This window comes from Corallococcus sp. 4LFB (genome assembly GCF_046520365.1).
Lineage (GTDB): Bacteria > Myxococcota > Myxococcia > Myxococcales > Myxococcaceae > Corallococcus > Corallococcus caeni.
Window position 1 is genome coordinate 1 of the sequence record NZ_JBKGHJ010000154.1, and the last position, 16,537, is coordinate 16,537.

Below are 16,537 nucleotides of genomic sequence, written 5' to 3' on the forward strand. Positions count from 1 at the left end.
CGGCCGGCCTTGCCCGCCGCGGGCGCGTTCGCGCCGAAGAGGGGGCCCACCACCTGGGCCAGGGGCGCCAGCCGCTCGGCCACGCTGCGCAGCGCGTCCAGGTCCGCCGTCCCAGACTCCAGACGAGACACCACGTCACGCAGGGGCTTGAGCTGGACTTCAATCTCGTTGCGAATCATCTCGCGGAACGCCTTGTCAACTGACATTTCGAACAATCCTCGGTTTAAGGGGGGAGCATTGCCTTGGCGTGAACCGGCACGCCGGACTACCAATACCTTCCAGAAAGGCATTTGTCGAAGGAAGCGATAAAAAGTTGTGACGCCGCTGCGTATCAGCAGGCGTGAAAGGCCCGGGAAATGGGGCTCGGCGGCGCTTTCAGCGCCCCTTTCACGCATCCCAATGCAGGGGTTCCAACAACGCTCCGCGACTGGAGGCGGGGGGATGCTGCGAGCGCTCCAGCAGTTCCTCGTACGTCAGTGCGAGGTCATGTCCCAGTTCCGCCAGTTCCTCAGAGTCCAGGGACGCGGACAGCCGGGGGAGCACTCCGTGTTCGGTGGCCTGCACATGCGCCACGATCCGGTCTTCCAGCGTGAAGAGGCGCGCCTGCCACTCGACGCCGCGAGGCGTCAGCTCCTGCAATTCCTCCATCAGCTCGCGCAGGGTGAGGTGGTCTTCCGCCTCCTCGCGGGCGCGGGTGCGGCCCTCCACGCGCGTGAGCAGCGGCTGGACGCAGCGCTCCTCCAGGCGGGAGTGCAGGCGCAGGAGGCGGGCGAGGGTCTCCTGGTCGTGCGCCAGCTCCTCCACGTCCGTCTCCGAAGCCAGCCGCTCCAGCAGCGCCTCCAGCTCGCGGTGTTGTTGCAGGAGGATGTCGAATGGGCCGGCCATGCCCTCAAGCATCAGCACGGCCCCGGAAGCAGACAACCGGCCCCCTTCCCCACGGCGGCGCCGGAGTGAAAGGCAGCCTGCTGGCGTGCATGCCCCTTTCGCGGTGGCGGCGCCGGTGGAGCCCCTGCCCGCCCGCCTGGTGCCGGGGTGCAGGCCCGCGAGGGCGGCTGCATCTTCTGCTCCACCGTGGAAAACCCACTCACCCGCGTCCGACAGACCGTCTTCCGTTTCGCGGAGCATGGCGCCGCCCTGTCCGCGCGCTACCACCGCGCCCGGCTGATGGGCGCTGAACACCTGCCCAGGCAGGGGCCGCTGCTGCTGGTGGGCAACCACGGTGTCTGGGGATACGAGACACCCGCCTTCTTCCACCTCGTGCACCAGGCCACGGGGCGCTATCCGCTGGGGCTCGCGGAGCGGGGGTTCTTCAAGATTCCCCTCGTGAGGACGGTGCTGCCGTGGCTGGGCGGCGTGGAGGGGACGCGGGAGAACGCGCTCCGCTCGCTCCAGGAGGGACAGCTCGTCGTCTGTTATCCGGGCGGCGCGCGGGAGACCTTCAAACGCAGCCAGGGCCGCTACCGCCTCAGATGGGAGCGCGCGCTGGGCTTCGTGCGGCTGGCCATGCAGGCCGGGGTGCCGGTGGTGCCCTTCGCGGGTTTTGGGGTGGATGACACCTTCTTCTGGCCTCCGGACGAGGACCGCTGGTGCGTGCGCCTGGCCGCGGAGGACAAATACCGCATGCCCCTGGTGATGGGATTGGGTCCACTGCCGCTGCCCGTCCAGCTCACCTTCGCCGTGGGTGAACCCCATGAACCGCCGCCGTCGGGTGCGTCGGAGTCGCGCATGCGGGCCTTCCGCGACCGCGTGGCCGCCAGCGTCCGGCGCCTGCTCCTGAGGGCCTGCCATGCTTGACGCCTCCGCCCCCGCCGCTGTTTCGCCTCGCGCCCGCGTGCCGCCGCTGGTGCCGGACGTGGAAGACATCCAGCAAGGCTATGAACAGCTGGAGTGCGAGGAGCGCGTCATCCGGGGCACGCCGGTGCGGCTGTTCACCTTTCCCCAGGGAAACAGGGATGTATCACGCACCGTGGTCTGTCTTCCGGGCCTGGGCGCCAGCGGCCGGTCCTTCGCGCCCATGGAGCCGCTGGCGCAGGCGTGGAACCTGCTCTTGTGGACGCCGCCCCTGAAGACGCCCGCGACGCATACGCCGCTGCAGTGGAACCTGTCCGTGCTCAACCACCCGGAGGCGGGGCTGCCGGAGCGCTTCGCGCTGATGGGGTCTTCCTATGGCAGCCTGCTGTCCATCGCGTATGCGTTGGAGCACCCGGAGCGGGTGAAGGCGCTGGTGCTGGTGTCGCCGGTGGCCAGCGTGCGCAAGGTGCGGCGGCTGGCGTTGACGCTGTCCACGCTGGTGCGGGCGCCCCGGCCGCTGGCGTATGTGTTCGCGCCCACGGTGGCCCGGGTGCTGGGCGGCCGGTGGCTGCCGCCGGAGGGGCGGGCCGAAATCGTGCGCGAGGCGCGGCGCCTGTCGTCGCTGGAGCTGATGCGGCGGCTGCGCGACATCCTGTCCGCGGACTTCCTGCACCGGCTGCGGGAGCTGCGCGTGCCCACGCTCATCATCGAGGGCGGCCGCGACCTGCTGGTGCCGCCGGCCGCCGCGCGCGACGTGGCGGCGCACGTGCCGGGGGCCCGGCTGGAGTTCCTGGAGACGGCCAGTCACCTGCCGTACATGAGCCACCCGGAAGCGTTCAATGCGCGCGTGTCCGACTTCCTGTCGCGGCACCCTGACTGAGCAGGCCTTATCTCTATCGTCGGGGGAACATCCGCATGACGACCGCCGCCGACCACCTGTCCCGCTCCGCGCTGTTGTTCCTGTCGCGCCAGTCCAACCTCAAGGACGTGGCCACCCGGCTCAAACCCTTTCGCCAGCTGGCGTCGCGCTTCATCGCGGGGGAGACGCTGGAGGAGGCGGTGGACGCGGTGCGGGCCCTCACGGCGAAGGGGCTGCTGGCCAGCTTCGACCACCTCAACGAGGCGGTGCGCTCGCCCCAGGAGACGCGCGACGAGGTGCGGCACTACCAGCGGCTGCTCGCGCGCATCGACCAGGTGGGCGTGAAGGCCAACGTGTCGCTGAAGCTCACGCAGTGCGGCCTGCTGTTCGACCGGAGCCTGGCGCTGCGCAACGCGCGGGCGGTGGTGGCGGACGCGGCGGCGCGGGACTCCTTCGTGCGCGTGGACATGGAGGAGAGCGCCGTCACGCAGGTGACCCTGGACATCGTGCGGGACCTGCACTCGGAGTTCGGGGAGACGCACGTGGGGGCGGTGCTCCAGAGCTACCTCAAGCGCACGGAGGAGGACGCGAAGGCCCTGTGCGCCGAGCGCGTCCGCATCCGCCTGTGCAAGGGGGCCTACCTGGAGGGTCCGGACGTGGCCTTCCCGGACAAGCAGGACGTGGACGCGAACTTCGTGCGCTGCATGCGCATCCTGCTGGACAGCGGCGTGTATCACGGCATCGCCACGCATGATGAGCGGATGATTGACGCCACGCTGGAGTACGCCGCGCGCCAGCACCTGCCCAGGGGCGCCTTCGAATTCCAGATGCTGTATGGCATCCGGCGCGACCTGCAGGAGCGGCTGGTGAAGGACGGCCACCCGGTGCGCGTCTATGTCCCGTATGGGAAGCACTGGTATCCGTATTTCATGCGACGGCTGGCGGAGCGTCCGGCCAACCTGTGGTTCGTGATGCGCAACCTGATGAAGGGATAGGCCATGAGGAACCCATACGCCGCCGCGTATGTCGCCGGGGCCGTGGGCACCGGCGCCCTGGGGGTGCTGGTCAAGGTGCGCAATGCCACCCTGGGCCATCCGCCGCCCTACGCCGCGCGAAACATCGCGCGGCACGTGCTGGGCCGGCTGTTCGGAAGGAGGCTGTCCCGGCATGAGGCGTCGCGGTGGGCCTTCGCGCTGCGCGCGGGCTATGGGCCCCTGCTGGGCATGGGCTGGGGCCTGGTGCGCAGGCGCACGTCGAAGTGGACCCTGCTGCACAGCGGCGCGCTGCTGGGCCTGGGCGTGCTCGCGCTCGAGCGCGCGGCCTTCCCCCTCTTCAAGGCGACGACGATGGCGAACAGCTGGTCGCGCGCGGAGCACGCCTGGCTGTTCGCGCAGACGGCCCTGTTCGGGGTCGTCACGGAGGCGACGATGCGCTGGCTGGTGAAGGAGGAGACGCCCGCGCCCCAGGGGAGCGCGGGCTAGCGGGCTGGCTTCCGCGTCAGGGCTTGTGGCCCTTGTGGGGGAGGAGGGTCTCCACCACGCCCTTCATGGACTGCTTGATGAAGCCGGCGGCGTCCGGGTCGCCCTTAACGACGGCGGAGGCGAACATCTTCGCCTGCTCCAGGGTGATGTGCGGCGGCAGGGGCGGCACGTCCGGGTCGGTGCAGGCCTCGAGGACGACGGGCCGGTCCGAGGCCAGCGCCTCATCCCACGCGGCGGCCAGCCGGTCCGGCCGGTCCACGCGGAGGCCCTTGAGGCCCAGGGACTGGGCGTACTTCGCGTAGGGGAAGTCCGGCAGGTCCTGGGACGCGGCGTACTTCGGGTCGCCGGCCATCACCCGCTGCTCCCACGTCACCTGGTTCAGGTCGCGGTTGTTGAGCACCAGGACGATGAGGCGCGGGTCCTTCCACTCCTTCCAGTACTTCGCCACGGTGATGAGCTCCGCGTTGCCGTTCATCTGCATGGCGCCGTCGCCCACCACCGCGAGCACCGGGCGGTGCGGGAAGGCGAACTTCGCGCCCAGGGCGTACGGCACGCCGCAGCCCATGGTGGCCAGGTTGCCGGACAGGGACGCCAGCATCCCCTGGCGCACCTTCAGGTCGCGCGCGAACCAGTTGGTGGAGCTGCCCGAGTCCGCCGTGAGGATGACGTCGCCGGGCAGCTTCGGGGACAGCTCCCAGAACACGCGCTGCGGGTTGAGGGGGTTCGCGTCCACCATGGCGCGCGCCTCCAGCACCTTCCACCACCGCGCCACGCCCTTCTCCACGCCCTCGCGCCAGCTCCGGTCCTCCTTGCGCTTCAACTGGGGTAGCAGCGCGCGCAGCGTCTCCTTCGCGTCGCCCTCCAGGCCCACCTCCATGGGGTAGCGGATGGAGAGCATCCGGCCGTCCAGGTCGATTTGAACGCCGCGCGCCTGACCCTCCGGGGGCAGGAACTCCGAGTAGGGGAAGCTGGTCCCCACCATCAGCAGCGTGTCGCACTCCTGCATCAGGTCCCAGCTGGGCTTCGTGCCCAGCAGGCCGATGGCGCCCGTCACGAAGGGCAGCGCGTCCGGCAGCACCGCCTTGCCCAGCAGGGCCTTGGCCACGCCCGCGCCCAGCCGGTCCGCGACCTCCAGCACCTCGTCCGCCGCGCTGATGGCGCCCGCGCCCACCAGCATCGCCACCTTCTTGCCGGCGTTGAGGACCTCCGCGGCGCGGCGCAGGTCCGCGTCCTGGGGAATCACGCGCGGGGAGGCGTAGCCCACGCTGGAGTGCACGGTGCCGTGCTTGCGCGCGGGCGGCTCGTAGGGCAGCTCCTGCAAGTCATTGGGCAACACCAGACACGTCACGGTGCGCTCGCTCCGGGCGATCCTCACGGCCCGGTCCAGCGCGTGGCGGACGGCGGAGGGCGCGGTCACCATGGTGACGTACTCGCTGGCCACGTCCTTGAAGAGCGTGGTGAGGTCCACCTCCTGCTGGTAGTGGCCGCCCAGGGCCGTGCGGGCCTGCTGGCCGACGAGGGCCACCACGGGCTGGTGGTCCAGCTTCGCGTCGTAGAGGCCGTTGAGCAGGTGGACGGCCCCCGGGCCGGAGGTGGCCATGCACACGCCCACCTCGCCGGTGAACTTCGCGTGCGCGCAGGCGGCGAAGGCGGCCATCTCCTCGTGGCGGACCTGCACGAACTTCATCTCGGAGTTGCGCCCCAGCGCGCCCATCATTCCGTTGATGCCGTCACCCGGGTAGCCGTAGATGCGGCGGACCCCCCACTGGATGAGGCGGTGGATGAGATAGTCACTGACGGTGGCGCTCATGCGCGAGGCTCCTGGACGGGAGTGGATGGAGGTCCCTCGCGCATCAAGCTAGTGACCACCGTGCGCCCTGGAGTCCGGAGGCGTCCGGGTGCCCGTGCCGCCCGTCCGTGAGCGGGCCTGCGTGCGGGCGGACTACTGGCGGTCAGGAGGTCCTGGCTCCTGGCCTCCGGGCCCGTGCCGCCTTCGCCGGCCCTTTTCGTGGGCCAGCTCCGGACGCCCCTCCGCCAGCCAGGCGATGGCGTGGGCGGAGCTGGGGACGGTGAGCAGCAGGAACACGGCCACGAGCAGGCCCCGCAGCAGGAGCCAGCCCTCCCCGGTCGCCAGCGTGGCGCCCAGGAGGACCAGCACCGCCCCGAAGGGCACCACGCCCGCCGCGTGCACGCGCGTGAGCACCGAGGGCAGGCGGTACAGGCCGATGACGGCGCAGGTGATGAAGAGCAGGCCCAGCGCCACCAGGCCGTCGGACACCCACTGCACGAGGGCGGCCGTCATTGCGTGTCCTCCTCGTCGTGGAAGGCGCGGCCGTGGTGCAGGTAGCGGGCGCCGGCCACGGTCTGCACGTAGGAGAGCAGGGCCAGCACCAGGGCCGCGTCCAGGTAGCCGGCCTCGCCGCGCGTGGCGCCGTACAGGCCCAGCACCGCGCAGATGACCAGGCCCAGGGTGTCCGCGGACATGAGCACGTCCGCCGCGGAGCGCTGGCGCGAGGCCAGCAGCACCAGCGCGCCCAGCAGGCCCACCATCCACACGATGGCCAGGGTGAAGAAGGTCTCGTGCATCGCAGGCCGCCTCCCTACGGGAACACCGCGCGCTGGTAGCGCTGGTAGAAGTCGTCTTGCTGCCGGAGCAGCCCCTCTGGATCCGACGCGTCCAGCGCGTGCATGCGCATCACGCGCCGCTCCCAGTCCAGCGCCAGCAGCACCGTGCCCGGGGCCAGGGACATGACCCACGAGGACACCTGCACGCCGCGCGCGGTGCGCTCGCCCATGGGGACGTCCACCACGCCCGCGCGGCCCGCCAGGCCGCGGCGGCCGAAGATGACGGTGAGCACCTGGAGGCAGCTCCGCGTCACCAGCATGGCCAGCGCCCAGCAGAAGCGGGGCAGGTGCAGCGCGCGGCGCCAGTGCTCGCGCGCCCCCAGGACCGGCGGCAGGCCCGCCAGGGGGAACAGGCGCATCACGCCCAGGGCCAGCACCGCGCCCAGCGCGAGGTCCACCGGGTGGAAGCTGCCCACCATCAGCGCGTACAGCAGCGCCAGGGACAGCACGTGCACGAGGGTGCGCGGGCTCATGGCCGCGTCTCCAGGCCCTGGATGGCGTCGCGTCCGGCGCGCAGGAGCGGCTCCGGCCAGAGGCCCGCGGCGATGAGCGCCAGGGACAGCGCGTACACCACCGCGCCCGTGCCCCGGTGCAGGGCCGCGCCCTCCCTCAACCACCGCTCGCGCTGGTAGGCGCGGAAGAGGGCCAGCAGCGACAGGGCGCTCGCCAGCACCACCAGCCCCGCGAGCCAGACGTGCCCCTGCTCCAGCGCCGCGCGCAGCAGCCAGGCCTTGGACCAGAAGCCCGCGGTGGGCGGCACGCCCGCCGTGCTGAAGGCCGCCACCGAGTAGGCCCTGCGCGCCCGCTCGCCGCCCCGGTCCTGCGCCAGGAACAGCGCCGTCTTGTCCACGGAGCCCGCCAGCGCCAGCGCCACCGCCGCGCACAGGCCCTCGCGGCCCGCCAGGCTCAGCGCGGCGATGATGAGCCCCGCCTGCGCGATGACGCGCGCGAGCACCTCGCGCGTTTCCCGGCGGGAGAGCGCGAGCACGGAGCCGTAGAGGATGCTCGCCGCGCCCAGGGGCTCCAGCAGCGGCCGGGCCTGCGCCAGCACCTGCGGCATCACGTCCGCGCCGAAGCGCAGCAGCCCATAGCTGCCGATGTTCGCCAGCGCCCCCGCGAGCAGCGCCGCCACGGTGGGGCCCGCGTCCCGGTACACCGCCGGCGCCCAGAAGTGGAACGGGAAGAAGCCCAGCTTCACCCCGAACGCGCACAAGAGCAGCGTGCCCGGCACCAGCAGCGCGAACGGCGGCCCCGCCTGCCCCCACGCGCTGATGGACAGCATGTCCAGCGTGCCGGTGGTCAGGTACAGCATCACCACCGCGGAGAGGAACAGCGTGGACCCCATCAGGTTCACCACCACGAAGGTGAACGCGGCGCGCAGGTTGCGGGGCTTCTCCCCGTACGACGCCAGCGCGAAGGCGGACGTCATGGCCAGCTCGAAGAAGACGTAGAAGTTGAACGCGTCCGACGTGAAGAACACCCCCGTGAGCCCCGCCCCCATGAAGACCACCAGCGAGGGGAAGCTGCGCGACGTGATGCCTCCGGCCACGTGCTCGTACGCGAGCGTGCCCAGCAGCACCGCCGTGGACACCAGCGCGAACACGATGGACAGCGGATCCGCGCGCAGGCGGATGCCCACGCCCACCGGCCAGTCCCCCGTGACGAACTGCGGCGCCTGCGCGCTCCAGGCCTGGGGCAACAGCCACGCCGTGCACACGAGCGTGCCCGCGAGCCCCGCGATGGCCAGCCACGCCACCCACGCGCGGCGCCCGTCCAGGAACGCCAGCACCGCGCCCAGCACCCACGGCAGGAGCAGCGGTCCCCAGAGCGGCATCAGGGCCCCTCCTCCGGCTCCACGGCGTGCACGCGCTTCAGCTCCGCCTCCACCAGCCGGTCGGTGCGCAGCGAGCCGTGCGCCCGCTGCGTGCGGTGCACCAGCGTGAGCAGCAGCGCGGACACCGCGAAGCCGATGACGATGGCCGTGAGCGCCAGCGCCTGGAGCACCGGGTCCGTCACCGGCCAGCCCGGCTGCACGCGCAGCGCCTCGCCGCGCTCCGGGAAGGCGCCCGCGAGGATGAGCAGGACGCTGGAGTTGGTGATGAGCACCGTGCCGCACGCCACGCGCACCAGCTCGCGCTCCAGCACCATGCGCACGCCGCAGGCGAACAGCAGGCCCACCACCAGGGACGCGATGAGCATCATGGCTGGGGCTCCTCCCGCGTTCCCGTGCGCAGGGCGAAGCGGTCGATGACGGTGACCACCAGCCCGAAGACGATGAGCATCAGCCCTCCCTCGAAGACGAGCGCGGTGTGCAGGTGCAGCCCGCCCACGCCCACCTCCGGCTGCTCCGGGCGGGGGAAGAGGCTCATGGGGGTGTAGCCCGCGAGCACGGGCAGGAACGCGGTGCCCACCACGAGCAGCAGCCCCACGCCCGCCAGCGGCGCCGCGTACCGCACCGCCACGTAGCGCCGGGCCTGGTCCCGGCCCATCACCACGTACTGGAGCAGCACCGCGAGCCCGGCGAGCGCCCCGGCCGGGAAGCCGCCGCCCACCGACGCGCCGCCCTTCAGCCAGAGCGAGAGCGAGATGATCAACGACGGCCACAGCAACAGGCGCGACAGGGGCGGGACGAAGGAGAGCATGGCCTCAGCGCCTCCAGCTGGTGGCACAGCTCCAGGGCCTCCAGGAAGCGCCGCTCCGTCACGCGCAGGCGGGCCAGGTGTCCCAGCGCCGCCACGCCCTCGGGCTCCACGCGCACGCGCGCCTCCGCCGCGGACACGGCGCCGCGCACGTTGCCTCGCGCGAGCCGCACGTCCGACAGCGCCTTGAGCAGGCCCACGTCGTCCGGCACCGCCTTCTGGCCCTGGCGCAGCAGGTCCTCCGCCGCCTCCAGCTCCCCGCCCGCCTCCAGCGCGCGCGCGAACACGAGGTAGCTGGGCGCGTGCCACGGGTCCAGGTGCAGGGACTTCTCCAGATGCGCGAAGGCCTCCTCCAGCCGGTCCAGCAGGAAGAGGGCGCGCGCGAACTGGAAGTGGTGCAGCGCCACGCGCGGCTCGCGCGCCACGGCCTGGGACAGGGCCGGGTACGCGGCGGTCGCGTCCCCCTGCTCCATCCACACGTAGCCCAGGCCGAAGAAGGCCTCGGTGGGCGGCTCGGACGCCTCCGTGAGCGCCCGGTACAGGGCCAGGGCCTGGGGCCACGTCGCCGCGCCGCGTGTGCAGCGCCGCGCGCACCAGCCGGGCCTCGGGCTGGGAAGCCGCGCCGGCCCGGGTGACGCCCAGGAGCAGGGACTCCGCGAGCGCCTCCTCCCCGTCCACCAGGCCAGCCGCGACAGCGTGAGCGCCGCGCGCCAGTCGGACGCATCGCGCTCCTGTGCCAGCACGGCCTCGCGACGGGCCCCCTCCAGGTCACCCGCCTTGAACAGCGTTTCATGGCGTGGAACAGGATTCAGGACGGACACTCCCCACGGAAGATGCGCACCCCACCGGGCAGGGCAATGCATGGGAGGTCCATTCAGGTCCGCGACGCCGCCCCCCGAACCTTCCGTGGCCTTCAGGGTAGCAGACAGGCGGACAGCCCACCTTCCGCCCGGTGGGGTCGCAGCCTGTCCGACTGTCGGACAGGCTCGGGCGGTTCGCCCTCGCAGGGCGCCTCCCGGTCGCATCCGGGGAACCGGGCTTCAGCCTGCCGCGTGCAGGGCAGCGCACCGAGTGACGACGGACTTGCCCGCGCGCGGGACTCCGTGGTCCCACTGGGCGCGTGCGACTCAAGGTCCTCACCCTGAACGTGGCCCACGGTGCGCCGTTCGCCGTGCCCCTGCCCTTCCTGCGCCGGCGGTCAGCGCTGCTGGGCACGCTGGACCGGGTGGCGGCGCTGCTCTTTCGCGAGGCCGCGGACGTGGTGGCGTTGCAGGAGGCGGACCGGTCCAGCCTCTTCAGCGGGCGGGTGGATCAGGTGGCGCGCATCGCGGAGCAGGCCGGCTATCCGCACGTGCATCACGGCGTGCACTCCGGTGTCGCCGGGCTGTTCGCGCAGGGCACCGCGCTCCTGTGCCGGCATCCGCTGGAGTCGCGCGACACGGCGCACTTCGGCCGCGACCGGCGGATGGACAAGGGCTACGTCGTCGCCACGCTCGCCGGGGAGCGCGGGCCGGAGGTCGTGTCGCTGCACCTGGATCCGTTCTCCCCGGCGGTGCGGCAGCGGCAGGTGGACCAGCTCATCCACACGCTGCGCCAGCGGCCGGAGCGGCCTCGCGTGGTGATGGGCGACTTCAACGCGGAGGACGCGGACGGCCCCGTGGCCCGCCTGTGCGCGGCGCTGGGACTGCACACGCCCGCTGACGGCGAGCCCACGTATCCCGTTCCGCGAGCGCGTCAGCGGTTGGATCAGGTGCTCATCTCCCACGCCCTGCGCTTCACCCGCTACGCGCGCCTGCCCGACGCCGTCTCCGACCACCACGCCGTGGTGGCCGAGCTGACGCTTCAGCCGAGCACGGCGACGAGCTGACGGCACTGCGCGAGCAGCGTGCCGTCCTGTGCCCAGAGCAGCTGGGTCTCCTCCGTGTAGCCCTCCGCGGCGTGGCGCGAGCGGCCGGTGCGCAGGTAGTGCGCGTCCGGCGCGATGCCCTTCACCGGGAACGTCTGGAAGAACTGCACGCTGAAGTCCACCGACGCGGCCGCGCGGAAGCTCTCCATCCGCGACAGCACGGACGGCGGATACGCGTCCATCAACCCCACGCACAGCGCCGCGTCCAGCGCCGTGGGGACGCGAGGCCGCAGCCAGCCGCCCACCTCCGCCTCGGGCCCGCCCGAGTACGGCGGCGAGCCCACGCAGTAGCGGTACTCGAAGAAGCGGCAGAAGTCCGGCATGGGCACGTCGTCGGGGACGGGCGTGAGCGTCCCGGGCGCGGGCACCTCCGGCATGACGAAGTCCGTGTACCCGGGCGCCCCACCGCGAGCGGCACCGAAGGTCGCCGTGGCGACGGCCACCACCGCGCCGCCGCTCTCCACCCGCGCGGTGGCGTGGGTGACGAGCTTGCCGGCGCGCTCGATGCGCGTGTGCAGGTCCGCCACGCCCTCCGCCGCGGGCGAGCAGAAGTGCACGGTGAACGAGCGCACCGCCCGCTGGGCGTCGTTCAGGTGGTGCTCCAGCGCGCGCAGCACCTGCCCCGCCACCACGCCGCCGTAGGCACCCCGGCCCTGATACCAGGCCGCCTCGTAGCGCGAGCGGTAGTGCCCGGGTTCCAGCGGTTCAACGACGGTGGCGGCGAGGAAGGGCGCGGTCATGATGCACCGCATCCTAGACCGCTCAGCCCTGGTACGCCTCGTCCTGTTCGATTCGGCTGAGCACCCAGTCGAACTCGCCGGACGTCACCCGCGCCTGGCAGTGCGTGCAGTGGCCGGCCATGTTGATGGACAGCGGGGCGCCGCACGACGGGCACTGCTTCTGCGTGGAGGGCTTGCCGTGCACGCCCCGGCCGCGGATGAGCGTCCAGTACTCGCTGTAGGCGCGCTCGCGGGAACGGCTGCCGCCCACGACCTGCCCGTCCCCGTCCCGCACCGTGTAGTCCAGGCTGGCTGCGTGCACGCGCAGCGTGACGGCGTCGAAGTACGCGTCCCGCGTCACCCGCGCGATCGTCAGGTTCGTGATGTGCGCGTTCTCCGTGATGTTGCGCAGGCCCGCCTGACGGTAGGCGTTGATCCAGTACAGCTGCGTCTGGAAGAGGTTGTCGCTGAGGAAGGGCCGCATGCCCTTCCACTCGCGCTGGGCCCACGCCGTCTGCATCTCGTGGAAGATGAACTCCAGGCGCTTGCGCAGGGCCAGCGGCGTCGCCTCCGGGTCGTCGTGCAGGAGCGCGTTCAGCCGCTCCTGCGCGCGGGGGTCCTTGAGGGTGGGCAGCTCCGTGCCCTGCTCCTCCGTGGTGCCGGTGAGCTGGGGACCGCGCCGCTCGCGTTCCTGCGCCGTCACGCGCGTCACCACCCAGTCGAACCCGCCGGTGTTCACCACCGTGTCGCAGTACGAGCAGGTGTGGCCCTGCACCGCGTCCAGCGGCGCGCCGCAGTTCGGGCACTTGAAGGCGCGCGCATCGTCGGGCGGCCGCGACTTCACGGACGCGTCGCGCTCCAGCCGCCACTCCTCCGCGACGTACCAGCTCTGCTCGGAGCCGGAGGAGGCCTCCGTGTAGTTGGCCTCGAAGCGCAGGACGACGCGCACGCGCTGGCTGTTCGGATTCACGCCGTTCACTTCCTCGTACGTCACGGCGCCCACCACCACGGCCTTCACCGCGTCCGGCGTTCCCAGCTCCCGGAGCGAGGCGATGGCGCCGTCGGACAGCCAGCCGCCCAGCGTGTCCAGGCGGTCGCCGCCGCGCGCCTCGTGCACCCGGGCGAAGAGCGAATAGACGAAGTCCTCGAAGAGGACGATGGAGAACTCCGGATCCAACGGCTGCGTCGACCCGTCCGACCCCTTGGGCCCCACGCGGGCCAGGCCCGCGAGCTTCGTGCGCAGCGACTGACGCCGGGGGGGCGGCGGCGCGTGGGGCGCGATGGTGCTCCAGTCCGACCTGTCCGAGCCCTTGTTCACGCTCATGAGCACGAGCACGCCCACGCCCATGACGACGATGAGCAGGCAGAAGCCCCCGAACTGCCCTCCGCTCACCTCCGGGCCAAACGACGTCCCGCTGGAGCCCCCGGAGCTGTAGGACCGGCTGCCGGAGCTGTACGAGGACCGGCTGCTGGACCCGAAGGACGAGGACGAGGACGACGAGCTTCGGCTGCTCGACGAGCTGCGGCTGCTCGACGAGCTTCGGCTGCTCGACGAGCTGCGGCTGGAGCCGCGATAGCTGCCGCCGCCACCGGGGCGCGCCTCCGCTTCGGGGAGCGAGGCGACGCTCCATCCCAGGAACAGCGCGACGGCGAGGAGGAGGACGGAAGAGGAGCGCCTCACGCCACGGCTCCGGGCATGTCCGGCAGCTCGTTCACGTCATCCTCCAGGCGGGGCAGCGCGCGCGCCAGCGGCGCCTGGAGGCTGCGCAGGGCCTGGAAGAAGGGCTCGGGCGCGGGGGACGTGGCCACCGCGGCGGACAGCCGCGTGAGCGCGTCCTGCCACTCCGCGCCCATGAGCGAGGGGTCCACGCCGTAGTCGGTGACGACCTCCACGCGGCGCTCCAGGAGGGAGACGAACACCAGGATGCCGGTGCGGCGCGACGTATGCGACACGCCCAGCTCCGTGAAGGCAGCCCGCGCGGCGGTGCGCACGGAGGCCTCCTGGCGCTTGCGCGAGGTGAGCGCGTGGCGCAGCGACGGCAGCGCCCGGCCCAGGAGCATGCCTCCGAAGTAGGACAGCAGGACCACGGGCGGGAAGACGAGGAGGTGGATCTCCTGCGGGATGAACAGGAGGACCATCAAGACGACGTAGGCGGCGAACGCGCCCAGCAAGGCATCGGTGTGGGCGTAGTCGCCGGAGGCGCGGCGAACGGCCACCACGACCTCCGCGGCGGTCTGGGACTCAATGGCCGCGACGGCTTCGGCGGCCTGGGTGCGTGCGGCGTCTTCTAGGAGGGTCGTGGCCATCGTGGGCGGGCACTATAGCCAACCCACGGGCGGGCTGTTCCTAGGCGGGCAGGGACCAGTCGATGGTGTGCTGGCCGTGCTTCTTCAGCGCGGCGTTGGTGGTGCTGTAGGGCTTGCTCCCGAAGAACCCCTTGCTGGCGGACAGCGGCGAGGGGTGCACGCCTTCCAGGACGATGTGGCGGTCCGCGTCGATGAGGGCCTTCTTCTTCTGCGCGGGCTTGCCCCAGAGCAGGAAGACGACGGGGTCCTCCTTGGCGCTGACGGCACGGATGACGGCGTCGGTGAACGGCTCCCACCCGTGCTTCGCGTGGCTGTTGGGGCTGGCCTGGCGCACGGTGAGCACGGTGTTGAGCAGGAACACGCCCTGCTTCGCCCACGGGATGAGCGACCCGTCGCGAGGCTTGGGCGCGCCCACGTCGCTCTGGAGCTCCTTGAACATGTTCACGAGCGAGGGCGGAGGCGGCACGCCGGGCTTCACGGAGAAGGCGAGGCCGTGGGCCTGTCCCGGGCCGTGGTAGGGGTCCTGGCCCAGCAGCAGCACGCGCACGTCCGCGTAGGGCGTGAGGCGGAACGCGGAGAACAGGTCCTCCTCCGACGGGAACACGGTGTGTTCCTTGCGTTCCTGCCGCAGGAACGTCTCCAGCTCCTTGAACGACGGCGCGTGGATGGCGTCATGCAGCACCTCTCTCCAGTCCTCGGGCAACCCGTCGGCCAGGCTCATTCACGTCCCTCCGTGGGGCCGCACCCTAGACCAGGGCGCGCCTCCGGAGGCGCAACCGTGTGCATCCGGGTGCCGGACGGCGAACGTTGCGGCGCAGGCGGGCCGCCGCACTGGAAAGCGAGCAGGCAGTCAGGGCGGGAGCTTGGGGCCCGGGCCGGGGCGCGCTAGCCTTGCGCCCGCCATGACGATGTACACCGAGTCGCTCCGCGCCTTCCTCAAGCCCGTCCTCCCCTACCTGGATGACGAGTCGGTGTCGGAGATCATGATCAACGGCCCCACCGACGTGTGGATCGAACGCAAGGGCCGGCTGATCAAGACGGATGCCGCCTTCTCCGACGAAGGCCTGCTGGGCGCCGCGCGCAACATGGCCCAGTTCGTGGGCCGCCCCCTGTCCGAGGAGCGCCCCCGCCTGGACGCGCGCCTGCCCGACGGCAGCCGCATCCACGTGGTGATCCCGCCCATCGCGCGCAACGGCACCACCATCTCCATCCGCAAGTTCTTCAAGGACAAGCTGACCATCGACTCGCTGTTGAAGTTCAAGTCGCTGACCAGGCCCATGGCGCGCCTCATCGAGGCCGGCATCGCCACCAAGCTCAACATGCTGGTGGCCGGCGGCACGGGCTCCGGCAAGACGACGCTGCTCAACATCGTCTCGTCCCTCATCCCGGACGAGGAGCGCATCCTCACCATCGAGGACTCCGCCGAGCTCCAGCTCAACCAGTCCCACATCGTGGCCTTCGAGTCCCGCCCCGCCGACAAGTTCGGCAAGGGCGCCGTGGACATGGGAGACCTGCTGCACTCCGCGCTCCGTCTGCGCCCGGACCGCATCGTGGTGGGCGAGGTGCGCGGCGGCGAGGCCTTCCACCTCATGCAGGCCATGAACACCGGCCACGGCGGCTCGCTGGCCACCACGCACGCGAACACGCCCACGGACACGCTGCGCCGCATTGAATCCCTGTGCCTCATGTCGTCCGTGGAGCTGCCCATGGTCGCCGTGCGCGCCCAGGTGGCCAGCGCCATCAACTTCGTCATCTGCTGCGAGCGTCTCCACGACGGCAGCCGCAAGACGATTGCCCTGTCGGAGGTGCTGCCCCTCACGGAGAAGGGCGAGTACCGCACCCAGGACATCTTCGTCTTCACGCCCGTCGCCAAGGACGAGCACGGCAACATCCTGGGCTACCACGCGCCCACCGGCATCATCCCCAACTTCATCCAGAAGGCCCGCGCGTACGGCTTCGACGACCTGGACGACGCCTTCTTCGACCCGGCCACCTACGGCGTGCCGCCCCCGCCCAGCTTCCACGTGGGCGAGGCGTACTCCCTGCGCTGGGCCCCCTCGCTGAAGCACCGCGAGCAGGGCCTGCCGGACCCCGCGCACTTCAAGGAGGACTGGGCCCGCTTCGAACAGGTGCTGCGCAACGCGGCCCCGGACGGCCCCGTCTCCGGCCCCAAGCCCGCGGCGCCCCCGCCCAAGCCCGCCGCCGCGCCG

Annotated in this window: 19 protein-coding genes and 1 pseudogene; 6 read left to right on the forward strand and 14 right to left on the reverse strand. The window is 71.7% G+C overall.

The window, feature by feature from the left end; all coding sequences use genetic code 11:
• Window positions 1-206: pseudogene (locus ACLEQD_RS18180) on the reverse strand (cell wall protein); the annotation flags it as partial.
• A gap of 181 nt (window positions 207-387) precedes the next feature.
• A complete protein-coding gene (locus ACLEQD_RS18185; RefSeq protein ID WP_410385585.1) occupies window positions 388-885 on the reverse strand; it encodes a hemerythrin domain-containing protein in 498 nt (165 codons plus the stop codon).
• 186 nt (window positions 886-1,071) lie between these two features.
• Here ACLEQD_RS18185 and ACLEQD_RS18190 point away from each other — a divergent pair, with 186 nt between their 5' ends.
• From ACLEQD_RS18190 to ACLEQD_RS18205, 4 genes are read left to right on the forward strand one after another with little or no spacing between them, the layout of a single operon-like run.
• Entirely contained in the window at window positions 1,072-1,794 is a 723-nt protein-coding gene (locus tag ACLEQD_RS18190) for a lysophospholipid acyltransferase family protein (protein ID WP_410385603.1), read from the forward strand.
• The gene (locus tag ACLEQD_RS18195; RefSeq protein ID WP_410385586.1) at window positions 1,787-2,671 is read left to right on the forward strand and encodes an alpha/beta fold hydrolase; all 885 of its coding nucleotides are present in this window, start codon (window positions 1,787-1,789) and stop codon (window positions 2,669-2,671) included. The genes ACLEQD_RS18190 and ACLEQD_RS18195 overlap by 8 nt, the downstream gene beginning before the upstream one ends.
• A 35-nt stretch (window positions 2,672-2,706) precedes the next feature.
• Window positions 2,707-3,645, forward strand: coding sequence for a proline dehydrogenase family protein (locus ACLEQD_RS18200; RefSeq protein ID WP_410385587.1), 939 nt, complete (start codon window positions 2,707-2,709; stop codon window positions 3,643-3,645).
• A 3-nt stretch (window positions 3,646-3,648) separates the two neighbouring features.
• Window positions 3,649-4,131 (forward strand): hypothetical protein, encoded by a 483-nt coding sequence (locus tag ACLEQD_RS18205; protein ID WP_410385588.1) that lies wholly within the window; start codon window positions 3,649-3,651, stop codon window positions 4,129-4,131.
• A gap of 16 nt (window positions 4,132-4,147) precedes the next feature.
• On the opposite strand, the gene ACLEQD_RS18210 is transcribed toward ACLEQD_RS18205, so the two are convergent.
• The 8 genes from ACLEQD_RS18210 to ACLEQD_RS18245 all read right to left on the reverse strand — a co-directional run bounded on the left by ACLEQD_RS18210 (window position 4,148) and on the right by ACLEQD_RS18245 (window position 10,138).
• Complete coding sequence (locus ACLEQD_RS18210; RefSeq protein ID WP_410385589.1) at window positions 4,148-5,941, reverse strand: thiamine pyrophosphate-requiring protein; 1,794 nt, start codon at window positions 5,939-5,941, stop codon at window positions 4,148-4,150.
• A gap of 132 nt (window positions 5,942-6,073) precedes the next feature.
• Window positions 6,074-6,433, reverse strand: a complete 360-nt coding sequence (locus ACLEQD_RS18215; protein WP_410385590.1) for a cation:proton antiporter — start codon at window positions 6,431-6,433, stop codon at window positions 6,074-6,076.
• Window positions 6,430-6,717, reverse strand: coding sequence for a monovalent cation/H+ antiporter complex subunit F (locus ACLEQD_RS18220; protein ID WP_410385591.1), 288 nt, complete (start codon window positions 6,715-6,717; stop codon window positions 6,430-6,432). Before ACLEQD_RS18220 ends, ACLEQD_RS18215 begins: the two co-directional genes overlap by 4 nt.
• Window positions 6,718-6,731: 14 nt before the next feature.
• On the reverse strand, window positions 6,732-7,229 hold the full coding sequence (locus ACLEQD_RS18225) for a Na+/H+ antiporter subunit E (protein WP_410385592.1): 498 nt from the start codon (window positions 7,227-7,229) through the stop codon (window positions 6,732-6,734).
• Window positions 7,226-8,590, reverse strand: coding sequence for a complex I subunit 5 family protein (locus tag ACLEQD_RS18230; RefSeq protein WP_410385593.1), 1,365 nt, complete (start codon window positions 8,588-8,590; stop codon window positions 7,226-7,228). The genes ACLEQD_RS18225 and ACLEQD_RS18230 overlap by 4 nt, the downstream gene beginning before the upstream one ends.
• Window positions 8,590-8,958: a sodium:proton antiporter gene (locus ACLEQD_RS18235; RefSeq protein WP_410385594.1), complete on the reverse strand. Its 369-nt coding sequence runs from the start codon at window positions 8,956-8,958 to the stop codon at window positions 8,590-8,592. The genes ACLEQD_RS18230 and ACLEQD_RS18235 overlap by 1 nt, the downstream gene beginning before the upstream one ends.
• Window positions 8,955-9,398, reverse strand: coding sequence for an MnhB domain-containing protein (locus ACLEQD_RS18240; protein WP_410385595.1), 444 nt, complete (start codon window positions 9,396-9,398; stop codon window positions 8,955-8,957). The genes ACLEQD_RS18235 and ACLEQD_RS18240 overlap by 4 nt, the downstream gene beginning before the upstream one ends.
• The gene (locus ACLEQD_RS18245) at window positions 9,347-10,138 is read right to left on the reverse strand and encodes a tetratricopeptide repeat protein (protein ID WP_410385596.1); all 792 of its coding nucleotides are present in this window, start codon (window positions 10,136-10,138) and stop codon (window positions 9,347-9,349) included. The genes ACLEQD_RS18240 and ACLEQD_RS18245 overlap by 52 nt, the downstream gene beginning before the upstream one ends.
• A 377-nt stretch (window positions 10,139-10,515) precedes the next feature.
• Between ACLEQD_RS18245 and ACLEQD_RS18250 the strand changes: the two genes are divergently transcribed.
• Window positions 10,516-11,262: an endonuclease/exonuclease/phosphatase family protein gene (locus tag ACLEQD_RS18250; protein WP_410385597.1), complete on the forward strand. Its 747-nt coding sequence runs from the start codon at window positions 10,516-10,518 to the stop codon at window positions 11,260-11,262.
• Here the strand turns inward: ACLEQD_RS18250 and ACLEQD_RS18255 are convergent.
• From ACLEQD_RS18255 to ACLEQD_RS18270, 4 genes are read right to left on the reverse strand one after another with little or no spacing between them, the layout of a single operon-like run.
• Window positions 11,238-12,041 (reverse strand): acyl-CoA thioesterase, encoded by an 804-nt coding sequence (locus ACLEQD_RS18255; RefSeq protein ID WP_410385598.1) that lies wholly within the window; start codon window positions 12,039-12,041, stop codon window positions 11,238-11,240. The genes ACLEQD_RS18250 and ACLEQD_RS18255 overlap by 25 nt on opposite strands.
• A 22-nt stretch (window positions 12,042-12,063) precedes the next feature.
• Complete coding sequence (locus ACLEQD_RS18260) at window positions 12,064-13,701, reverse strand: TIM44-like domain-containing protein (protein WP_410385599.1); 1,638 nt, start codon at window positions 13,699-13,701, stop codon at window positions 12,064-12,066.
• A complete protein-coding gene (locus ACLEQD_RS18265) occupies window positions 13,698-14,327 on the reverse strand; it encodes a TPM domain-containing protein (RefSeq protein ID WP_410385600.1) in 630 nt (209 codons plus the stop codon). The genes ACLEQD_RS18260 and ACLEQD_RS18265 overlap by 4 nt, the downstream gene beginning before the upstream one ends.
• Before the next feature lie 40 nt (window positions 14,328-14,367).
• Complete coding sequence (locus ACLEQD_RS18270) at window positions 14,368-15,048, reverse strand: uracil-DNA glycosylase (protein WP_410385601.1); 681 nt, start codon at window positions 15,046-15,048, stop codon at window positions 14,368-14,370.
• Window positions 15,049-15,229: 181 nt separating this feature from the next.
• On the opposite strand from ACLEQD_RS18270, the gene ACLEQD_RS18275 reads away from it, so the two are divergent.
• Window positions 15,230-16,537 (forward strand): CpaF family protein (locus tag ACLEQD_RS18275; RefSeq protein WP_410385602.1); only part of this gene is annotated, 1,308 nt, incomplete at its 3' end.

Bases quoted from the DNA above. Each gene is read 5' to 3' on its own strand.
- ACLEQD_RS18195 (WP_410385586.1), top strand. From the start codon at position 1,787: ATGCTTGACGCCTCCGCCCCCGCCGCTGTTTCGCCTCGCGCCCGCGTG.
- ACLEQD_RS18200 (WP_410385587.1), top strand. From the start codon at position 2,707: ATGACGACCGCCGCCGACCACCTGTCCCGCTCCGCGCTGTTGTTCCTG.
- ACLEQD_RS18185 (WP_410385585.1), bottom strand. From the start codon at position 885: ATGGCCGGCCCATTCGACATCCTCCTGCAACAACACCGCGAGCTGGAG.
- ACLEQD_RS18225 (WP_410385592.1), bottom strand. From the start codon at position 7,229: ATGAGCCCGCGCACCCTCGTGCACGTGCTGTCCCTGGCGCTGCTGTAC.
- ACLEQD_RS18265 (WP_410385600.1), bottom strand. From the start codon at position 14,327: ATGGCCACGACCCTCCTAGAAGACGCCGCACGCACCCAGGCCGCCGAA.
- ACLEQD_RS18240 (WP_410385595.1), bottom strand. From the start codon at position 9,398: ATGCTCTCCTTCGTCCCGCCCCTGTCGCGCCTGTTGCTGTGGCCGTCG.
- ACLEQD_RS18205 (WP_410385588.1), top strand. From the start codon at position 3,649: ATGAGGAACCCATACGCCGCCGCGTATGTCGCCGGGGCCGTGGGCACC.
- ACLEQD_RS18235 (WP_410385594.1), bottom strand. From the start codon at position 8,958: ATGATGCTCATCGCGTCCCTGGTGGTGGGCCTGCTGTTCGCCTGCGGC.
- ACLEQD_RS18220 (WP_410385591.1), bottom strand. From the start codon at position 6,717: ATGCACGAGACCTTCTTCACCCTGGCCATCGTGTGGATGGTGGGCCTG.
- ACLEQD_RS18230 (WP_410385593.1), bottom strand. From the start codon at position 8,590: ATGCCGCTCTGGGGACCGCTGCTCCTGCCGTGGGTGCTGGGCGCGGTG.
- ACLEQD_RS18215 (WP_410385590.1), bottom strand. From the start codon at position 6,433: ATGACGGCCGCCCTCGTGCAGTGGGTGTCCGACGGCCTGGTGGCGCTG.
- ACLEQD_RS18210 (WP_410385589.1), bottom strand. From the start codon at position 5,941: ATGAGCGCCACCGTCAGTGACTATCTCATCCACCGCCTCATCCAGTGG.
- ACLEQD_RS18270 (WP_410385601.1), bottom strand. From the start codon at position 15,048: ATGAGCCTGGCCGACGGGTTGCCCGAGGACTGGAGAGAGGTGCTGCAT.
- ACLEQD_RS18255 (WP_410385598.1), bottom strand. From the start codon at position 12,041: ATGACCGCGCCCTTCCTCGCCGCCACCGTCGTTGAACCGCTGGAACCC.